Here is a 1,387-nt window from a genome sequence, read left to right on the forward strand (position 1 = left end):
CCAAATATGATGGAGTGGACGCCTCCTCACGGCATCGCTTTGTGCCAAGGTAGCGGTGTTGAACGTAGCTACAGAGGAGACGACCACGATGGAAGTTAGCATAATCGGGATTGATATTGCGAAGAATGTGTTTCAGTTTCACGGCGCGGCGGTGGATGGGTCTACTGTTTTCCGCCGCAAGATCCGGCGCGCGGGTGTTCTAGATTTTCTGGCTGGGTTATCGCGCTGTCTTGTTGCGATGGAAGCCTGCGCCAGTTCTCACTATTGGGGTCGAGAGATTGAAAGGCTTGGGCATGATGTCCGGCTGATCCCACCACAATACGTCAAGCCATTCAGAAAACGGCAGAAGAACGATGCAACGGATGCCGAGGCAATCGCCGAAGCCGCAGCGCGTGCAGAGATGAGATTTGTCGCGGTGAAGTCAGCTGAACAGCAATCTCAATCCATGCTGTTGAAGACGCGGGAGCTGTTTATCGACCAGCGCACGCAGGTCGTCAATACACTGCGCGGACATCTGGCCGAATATGGGATCGTGGCACCTCAAGGCGCATCCCATATTAGAAAACTTGAGGTCATGATCGCTGATAGCGAGGCCAGCGACCTCCCTCTTGCAACGCGCAACATGTGCATCCGGATGTTCGATCATTTGAGTATTCTGGATTGGCAAGTTGATGACCTGACAGCGCGGATTGAGGCGACGGCGCAGCATGACGACACGGCACGGCGGCTGATGACCATCCCCGGGATCGGGCCGATCTGCGCGATGACGATTTCCACCCTAGCACCACCACGTGAGAGCTTCCGCAAAGGGCGCGACTTCGCCGCCTGGACCGGGCTGACTCCGAAACAGCACTCTACCGGTGGCAAGACCCGGCTGGGCCGAACATCAAAGATGGGGCAGAGAGATATACGACGATTGCTGATCCTTGGGGCCACGTCGGTGATCCAGGCAGCCGAACGCAAAGGCGGCGCCCCGGATGGCTCGTGGCTCGACCGGATGTTGAAACGTAAACCGAAACTGCTGGTGGCCATTGCCTTGGCAAACAAGATGGCCCGGATGGCTTGGGCGGTGATGAAGAACGAAGATGTGTATCGAGTTCAGCTGGCGGCCTGAGGAAAGCCAGCTGTCAGCCGGAATGCGGTAGATCTTAGCGGAGGATTATGGGCGAACAGTCGAGAATGACGGGATTGGGAAAACCAGGGAGCGTGTGTGGAGTAGAAACCCCGCAAATATGATTTGGACCTGATCTTCGAACTATCCATAAGGGCCCGCGACACCAATGTCGCAACATGAGGCCGGACACACGTAGGAACTCGACCGCATTTCCCCAAAATCACCACAAGATTCTGCTTGCGTTCCCGGAGGCGTCCACACATGCACGCTCGG

Annotated in this window: 1 protein-coding gene; it reads left to right on the forward strand. The window is 56.4% G+C overall.

All coding sequences use genetic code 11. From position 1 onward, the window contains the following. The first annotated feature begins 88 nt into the window (after positions 1-88). Positions 89-1,114: an IS110 family RNA-guided transposase gene (locus AC2FI7_RS22785; RefSeq protein WP_496833726.1), complete on the forward strand. Its 1,026-nt coding sequence runs from the start codon at positions 89-91 to the stop codon at positions 1,112-1,114. Positions 1,115-1,387 lie beyond the last annotated feature (273 nt).

Source organism: Ruegeria sp. YTSA064, from assembly GCF_059610325.1.